7 protein-coding genes are annotated in these 6,719 nt (G+C 68.2%); 6 read left to right on the top strand and 1 reads right to left on the bottom strand.

The window, feature by feature from the left end:
* From ACO1BU_RS35470 to ACO1BU_RS35460, 3 genes are all read left to right on the top strand, one after another.
* On the top strand, nt 1-671 hold a 671-nt coding region (locus tag ACO1BU_RS35470; RefSeq protein WP_424140594.1), incomplete at its 5' end, for a J domain-containing protein.
* On the top strand, nt 668-1,054 hold the full coding sequence (locus ACO1BU_RS35465; protein ID WP_424140593.1) for a chaperone modulator CbpM: 387 nt from the start codon (nt 668-670) through the stop codon (nt 1,052-1,054). The genes ACO1BU_RS35470 and ACO1BU_RS35465, both read left to right, overlap by 4 nt.
* Nucleotides 1,051-2,565, top strand: a complete 1,515-nt coding sequence (locus tag ACO1BU_RS35460; protein ID WP_424140592.1) for a DegQ family serine endoprotease — start codon at nt 1,051-1,053, stop codon at nt 2,563-2,565. The genes ACO1BU_RS35465 and ACO1BU_RS35460 overlap by 4 nt, the downstream gene beginning before the upstream one ends.
* A 297-nt stretch (nt 2,566-2,862) precedes the next feature.
* Here the strand turns inward: ACO1BU_RS35460 and ACO1BU_RS35455 are convergent, their stop codons facing one another.
* Nucleotides 2,863-3,237: a response regulator gene (locus tag ACO1BU_RS35455; RefSeq protein WP_424140591.1), complete on the bottom strand. Its 375-nt coding sequence runs from the start codon at nt 3,235-3,237 to the stop codon at nt 2,863-2,865.
* 747 nt (nt 3,238-3,984) lie between these two features.
* Here ACO1BU_RS35455 and ACO1BU_RS35450 point away from each other — a divergent pair.
* The 3 genes from ACO1BU_RS35450 to ACO1BU_RS35440 all read left to right on the top strand — a co-directional run.
* Complete coding sequence (locus tag ACO1BU_RS35450; RefSeq protein ID WP_424140590.1) at nt 3,985-5,064, top strand: YihY/virulence factor BrkB family protein; 1,080 nt, start codon at nt 3,985-3,987, stop codon at nt 5,062-5,064.
* Between the two features lie 212 nt (nt 5,065-5,276).
* Nucleotides 5,277-5,738, top strand: coding sequence for an Hsp20/alpha crystallin family protein (locus ACO1BU_RS35445; protein ID WP_424140589.1), 462 nt, complete (start codon nt 5,277-5,279; stop codon nt 5,736-5,738).
* A gap of 38 nt (nt 5,739-5,776) precedes the next feature.
* The coding region (locus ACO1BU_RS35440; protein WP_424140588.1) for an LON peptidase substrate-binding domain-containing protein at nt 5,777-6,719 on the top strand (943 nt) is incomplete at its 3' end.

The following is a 6,719-nucleotide window of genomic DNA, read 5'->3' as shown; positions in this document are numbered from 1 at the left end:
CCCGTTACCGGCCGGGTGCCGGACCGCAGGCCGGCTTCGCATCGGGATTCAGCGAAGAGGATCTCGGCGACATCTTCTCGGATCTTTTCGGCCAGGCCGCGCAGGGCAGGGCTCGGCCGAATGTCCGGATGCGGGGCCAGGACCAGCAGTACAGGATGACGGTTGACTTCCTCGATGCGATCAGGGGAGCGAGCCGGACGCTGACCCTGCCGGACGGCCGAAGCCTGGACGTCCGCATCCCGGTCGGCATCGAGGATGGTCAGGTCATGCGTCTCAAAGGGCAGGGGAGCCCGGGCCTGAATGGCGGGCCTGCCGGCGACGCCCTGATCGAGATCCAGATCGCCCCGCACCCGTTCTTCCGGCGGGAGGGCGACGACATCCATGTCGAGGTCCCGGTGACCGTGGCGGAGGCCGTCCTGGGCGGCAAGATCACGGTCCCGACGCCGACCGGGAACGTCAGTGTGACCGTCCCCAAGCGGTCCGACACGGGTGCAAAGCTGCGATTGCGCGGCAAGGGCGTGCCGGCCCATGCCGGCCGTCCTGCCGGCGATGAATACGTCACCTTGAAGATCGTGCTCGGTGAGGTTGATCAGGATCTCGAGCACTTTCTGCGGGAGTGGGCGCCGCGCCACTCCACGAACCCGCGCCGCGCGATGACGGGGGAGCCATGATCACCATCGAAGCCCTGTGCCGCACGGTCGTGGGACTGGACCGGAGCGAGGTCGAGCGGTGGATCGAGAATGCCTGGCTGCATGCCGAAGGCACACCCGGGCACTACCTGTTCCGCGAGATCGACGTCGCCCGGGTCAGGCTGATCCACGAACTGCGGACCGATCTGAAGGTCGAGGAGGAAACATTACCCGTCGTGCTCTCGTTGGTCGACCAGCTTTACGAGGCTCGGCGCCGCTATTCGCTGCTTTGCGCCGCGCTCAATCAGGCCCTGCCGGACGAGGCGAAGCTGAAGGTCATATCGGCCCTTGAGGGGCTCTGGAGCGTGCGTCCCGTCGCGGCAGGGCATCACTCGCCCCCAAACACGGAGGATCACGCAGAATGAGCCCATCGTCCTGCCGCCGCCGCGGCGCGGTGCTTGCGGCGGCGTTGCTCGCCGGAACGGCGATCATCGATGCCGCCGGCTGGCGACCCGCTCCCGCCTTCGCCCAGAACACGGCGCCAACCCAGACGCAGCCGGGCGCGCCCGCCCTGGCTGCCCCTCAAGTGGCGCTGCCCGGCTTCGGCGACCTCGTCGCGCGGGTCCGCCCGGCCGTCGTGACCATCACCATGACCGCACGCACCGAGGCTGAGGCAGGCATGTCGCCCTTCCCGCCGGGGTCGCCGCAGGACCGCATGTTCCGCCGCTATTTCGGCGGTGGGGATGACGTTCCGGCGCGGCAGGTGCGGGGACTCGGCTCCGGCTTCATCGTGGATGCCGACGGCCACATCGTCACCAACAACCACGTGGTGGATGGCGCGACAGAGGTGAAGGTGACGCTCGATGACGGGCGCGAGCTGCCGGCCCGCATCGTCGGCCGCGACCCACGCACCGACCTCGCCCTGCTGAAGGTCGATGCCGGCGCGCCGCTGCCCTTCCTGAATCTCGGCGATTCCGACAGGGCCCGGCCGGGTGACTGGGTGATCGCAGTCGGCAATCCCTTCGGGCTCGGTGGCACAGTAACGGCCGGCATCCTCTCCGCCCGCGGGCGTGACATCCACAGCGGGCCCTATGACGACTTCCTGCAGATCGACGCGCCCATCAATCGCGGCAATTCCGGCGGCCCGCTCTTCGCGCTGGACGGTACGGTGATTGGCGTGAACACCGCGATCTTCAGCCCCTCTGGCGGCTCCATCGGCATTGGCTTCGCCATTCCCTCCAATCTCGTGAAGAGCGTGGTGGAGCAGTTGAAGCAGAACGGCCATGTCGAGCGCGGCTACATCGGCGCGATGACACAGCCGGTCGATGCGACCATGGCCCGCGCCCTGCACCTGCCGAAGTCCGAGGGCGCGCTCGTCGCTCAGGTGGAGAAGAACAGCCCTGCCGCGCGCGCCGGGCTGCAGCCCGGCGATGTGGTGACGGCGGTGAACGACCAGGCTGTGCGTTCCCCCCGCGACCTGGCCCGCGCCGTCGCCGAACTGCGCCCTGGCACGGAGGCGACGCTGACCGCGCGCCGGAACGGCGAGGACCGGCAGCTTTCCGTCCGCGTGGCCGCTCTGCAGGACCGCGAGGCGGGTGAGGTGGGGAGCGAGGAGGAGGGGACCAGGAGCCGCGGGCGGCTTGGCATCGCGCTGGCGACAGTAGAGGAGGCGCGGCGTGCGGGGGTCGAGATCCCGCCCGGCACGGAAGGCGCCGTGGTCGCCGGCGTGCGGCCAGGCAGCCCGGCGGCCGAGGCAGGGCTACGCCCGGGCGACATCATCACGGCCGTTGGCAACAGGCGGGTGGATGATCCGGACGCGGTAGTGAGGGCCATCCGCCAGGCTGCGCGGGCGAATGGCGGTGCCGTGGCGCTCCGGCTACTGCGGGACGGGCAGAGCCTCTTCGTTGCGGTGCAGTCGCCCAGCAACGAGGGCTGACCCGAGGCAGGCTTGGCAAGCTCCGGGAGGGCGTCGGCTCTCCCGGACGCTGTCAGGAGGGAGGAGGTGGTGCGCGGGAGTGCGTTCCAAGCGGAGAAGAGCTCGTCGGCGGTCGCGTCAGAGCCCTCCAGCAGGCGGTGGCTGAGACCGCTCGCTCGAGAAATGCCAGACCCGCTCGACTGGCTTCGACGCATCCCTCGGAGCTTTGGAACTTTGGAGGCGGCAGTGGGACCAGGGTGACGCTGCTCGAAATGCACGGAGCGTCGGCGGCGAAGTGATGTGCCCCAGCACGAGCTTTCAGCGGGCATCAGGATCTGGCGATCCCAGCTCCCGCAAGGCTTCCACCAGTTCGCCCGGTTCAAAGGTCTTTGTGACGGACCGCTCCCAGGATGTACCTCTTCGCTTGAGCCAGTGCTCAGAAGTTCCGCTGATAGTGACGAAGGCGAGATCGAGGTCCATCTCGCGCACGCGCTCGGCGGCGCCGAGGCCATTGACGGGGTCGCTGAAGTCGACATCCCCTATCAGGGCTGTGCAGTCCGGTGTTGAGCTCAGGAGAGCCAGCGCTGCAGGAAGGTCTTCAGCCTTCAGCACCCGGATGCGCGCATTCTTGAGGGTCTTGGCCAGGATCTCTCGGAGCGCCTTATCGCCCTTGACCAGAAGGATGACACTCATATGGCGGGGCCTCTTACCGCCTCGGGAGCCACGCGAGCGCTCGGCCCTGGAGTCCGCCTGCTTCGGGACCCGGGCCTTCCGACCCCGGGTATTGGACCAGCGAAGGGCAAAAATCGGATAGGTAGAAGGCGAGCCCTTCGCCCCCGAACGCCTTGCGAGCCCCCTGGAGCTGGTCCTTGCGGGTTCCCGGAGAGGCGGCCCTCACGGGCCTGCAGCCGAGGCTGTCACGCGGGAGATGGAGTGCCCGTCCCGAATTTCAAACGGAACGGTCAGGTCATCTCGCGGTGGATACGGGACCGTGCTGCAGGGGAAGGCCAGTGGCGCCGCGGGCCGGCACCGCGGCGGTCGCCTCGCTGGTCCAGGCGGCGATGACATCCAGGGCGCCCCGGGGCGGACTGGGGGAAAATGCGCCGGCAGTCATTGCCTGCGGCGGTGCAGCAACCCGGATGAGATCGGAGTCGTTCTGGCGTCATCCCCGGTTATCCTGAGTCTATCCGCTGAGGGTCTTATTGGACAGCTAACTCGCCCCGCGGGAGAGACCCTGCCGGGCCTTCTTTGTGAGGTCCTGGCCAATCCCCTCCTGACGGAGCGAGCGGGGCAGCCAAGTGGGGCTGCGAGCTCACCCCAGAGACGCGCCAGCGGCAAGGCTCAGTGCGGGTCACACGGGGCAGATGCCAGGCCATGGAGCAAAGCACGCCGGAGGAGTTCATGGAGACGAGACAGAGCTGGCCCGGCCCAGTTCGCGCCATGATCATTGCTGTCATCGGCCTCATGGCCGCAGGCCTTTTCCGGGAGGAAGAGTCGCCCCGTCTGGTCCAGGGCCCGGCCACGGATCGGGCTCCCGCCCAGCGGAGCAGGGCCATCACGTCCCGCCGGGATGGCGGAGACCGCGGCCGGACCGCGGACACGCCCTCGGAGATCCCCGCCCCCGGTTGGTGGGACATCCTGCGCCGCACCTTGCAGCAGGCCTCGGAGGACCGGCTGCTGACCGAGGCGGCGGGTATCACCTTTTATGCTCTGCTTGCCCTGTTTCCGGCGCTCAGCGCGCTGGTCTCGTTGTACGGTCTCTTCGCCGACCCGGGGGACATCGCCAGGCACCTCGCCGCGCTGTCGGGGGTGGTCCCGAGTGGGGGCATGCAGATCATCGAGGAGCAGGTTCAGCGTGTCGCGGCACAGGGGCGCGGCACCCTCGGCGTCGGATTGGTGATCGGGCTGGCCGTGTCGCTCTGGAGTGCGAACGCCGCGACCAAGGCCGCCTTCGATACGCTGAACCTCATCTACGAGGAAAAGGAGAAGCGCAGCTTCCTCAGGCTCACCGCGGTCACGCTGGCCTTCACGCTGGGCGCGATCCTGTTCGCGCTGCTGGCGATCGGTGCCGTGATCGCCGTGCCCGTGGTCCTCAACGTCGTCGGGCTTGGCCCGACCGCCGACCTGCTCCTGCGCCTCTTGCGCTGGCCCCTGCTGCTGGTCGCGGTCGCCTTCCTGCTCGCCTGCCTCTTCCGCTACGGGCCAAGCCGCGACGATGCGAAGTGGCGCTGGGTCAGCTGGGGCGGAGCCTTCGCGACCGTCGCCTGGTTGCTCGGCTCCGCGGGCTTTTCCTTCTATGTCTCCCATTTCGGCAGCTACAACGAGACCTATGGCTCGCTCGGCGCCGCGATCGGTTTCATGACCTGGATCTGGATTTCCGCGGCCATCGTGCTGGCGGGGGCTGAGCTGGATGCGGAGATGGAACGGCAGACGGAGAGGGACACCACCGAAGGACCGGAGCAGCCCATGGGACGTCGCGGTGCGACCATGGCCGACACGGTGGCGCCAGAAGCGGAGTAGCGAGCGCCGGGTTTCCAGGCACAGAGGTGTATGTGTTCTTCAAGGGTCGGCCTGAGCCCCTGGGCTCGGGTTGACCCAGGCCGGATGGAGGGCGTGCAGCCGGGGATGAAGACACCAGCTTCCTGGCTTGTTCCACCAGCATGCCGCAGAGCCGGAACCCTTGAGAGCCGGCACCGAGTTCCTAACTTCCTCGCTGGTTCTCTGTGCAAGACATGACGACCGACGCCGGGACCAGGGGCAACGCTATCAGCACCGAGGCGCCTATGAGCACGGGAAGTCCGTCGCGAAACTGGATGTTCGCCGAAGCTGTGGAGATGCTGGCGCGTGCCGAGCGGCTCAGCGCCCAGCTCTTTGACCTGCACGCCGCCCGCTCGCGCGGCTCGGTCTGGGTGCCCCCGGCCGATGTCATCGAGACCGAGGGCGAACTCATCATCCTGGTCGCACTCCCCGGCGTCCCGCCGGAACAGGTCCGCGTAGAGATCGAGGGTGGTACGCTGGTTGTCAGTGGCCGGCGCACGCTGCCGCCCCAACTGCGCAACGCGGTTATCCATCGCCTTGAGCTGCCGCAGGGTCAATTCGAGCGCTGTATCCCGCTCCCGCCCGGGCACTACGACCAGCCGCGCCGCGGCATCGTGGACGGTTGCACCATGATTGTTCTGCGCAAGCTCGCATGAGAATGGGTCACGCCGTGAACCCCGCCAGCTGGATCCGAATGGCGCCAGACGCCGCCCCGGTGGAGGTCGCCCCGCACCAAGCCCTGCCGTCTGTGCCGCCCGAGGCGCTGATCCTGGTACCGGTCCGCGGCACGGCGCTCTTCCCCGGGATTGTCGCCCCTATTGCGATCGGCCGCCCCGCGTCGGTCGCGGCGGCTCAGCAGGCGCTGCGCGAGGAGCGGCAGATCGGCATCGTCATGCAGCGGGACCCGGAGGTCGAGGCCCCCGGGCCCAATGATCTGCACCGGGTCTGCACGGTGGCCAATGTCGTGCGCTACGTCACGCTGCCTGACGGATCGCACCACATCGTCTGCCAGGGTTTGCAGCGCGCGCGGATCACGGAGTTCGTGGCAGGGTGGCCCTTTCCGGTCGCCCGGGTGCTGCACATCCCTGAGCCCAGCGGAGAGGGGCCGGAGATCGAGGCCCGGTTCCTGCATCTGAAGAACCAAGCCTTGGAGGCACTGCAACTCCTGCCGCAGGTGCCGCACGAACTGATCAATATGTTCCAGTCCGTGACATCCCCGGCGGCACTCGCGGACCTCGCCGCGGCCTACATGGACACCAAGGCGGATGAGAAGCAGGACATCCTTGAAACGGTCGACCTGCCAGAGCGCATGGACAAGGTCTCCCGCCTGCTCGCGCAGCGCATCGAGGTGTTACGCCTGACGCAGGAGATCGGGCAGCAGACCAAGGCGGCGATCGACGAGCGCCAGCGCGAGATCGTGCTACGCGAGCAGCTCGCCGCCATCCAGCGCCAGCTCGGCGAGGACGACGCCAAGTCCCAGGAGTTGGCCGAGCTCTCCGAAGCCATCGCCAAGGCCCGCATGCCATCCGAGGTCGAGCAGCAGGCCCGCAAGGAGCTGCGGCGGCTTGAGCGGATGAGCGACGCCAGCGCCGAGTACGGCATGACGCGCGCCTACATCGAGTGGCTCGTCGAGCTCC

This window comes from Roseomonas chloroacetimidivorans, from assembly GCF_049629625.1.
Classification (GTDB): domain Bacteria; phylum Pseudomonadota; class Alphaproteobacteria; order Acetobacterales; family Acetobacteraceae; genus Roseomonas; species Roseomonas chloroacetimidivorans.
Note: the sequence above shows the minus strand (reverse complement) of the source record. Positions and strands in the feature narration are given on the sequence as shown.

Bases quoted from the DNA above. Each gene is read 5' to 3' on its own strand.
- ACO1BU_RS35450 (WP_424140590.1), top strand. From the start codon at position 3,985: ATGATCATTGCTGTCATCGGCCTCATGGCCGCAGGCCTTTTCCGGGAG.
- ACO1BU_RS35455 (WP_424140591.1), bottom strand. From the start codon at position 3,237: ATGAGTGTCATCCTTCTGGTCAAGGGCGATAAGGCGCTCCGAGAGATC.
- ACO1BU_RS35445 (WP_424140589.1), top strand. From the start codon at position 5,277: ATGACGACCGACGCCGGGACCAGGGGCAACGCTATCAGCACCGAGGCG.
- ACO1BU_RS35460 (WP_424140592.1), top strand. From the start codon at position 1,051: ATGAGCCCATCGTCCTGCCGCCGCCGCGGCGCGGTGCTTGCGGCGGCG.
- ACO1BU_RS35465 (WP_424140593.1), top strand. From the start codon at position 668: ATGATCACCATCGAAGCCCTGTGCCGCACGGTCGTGGGACTGGACCGG.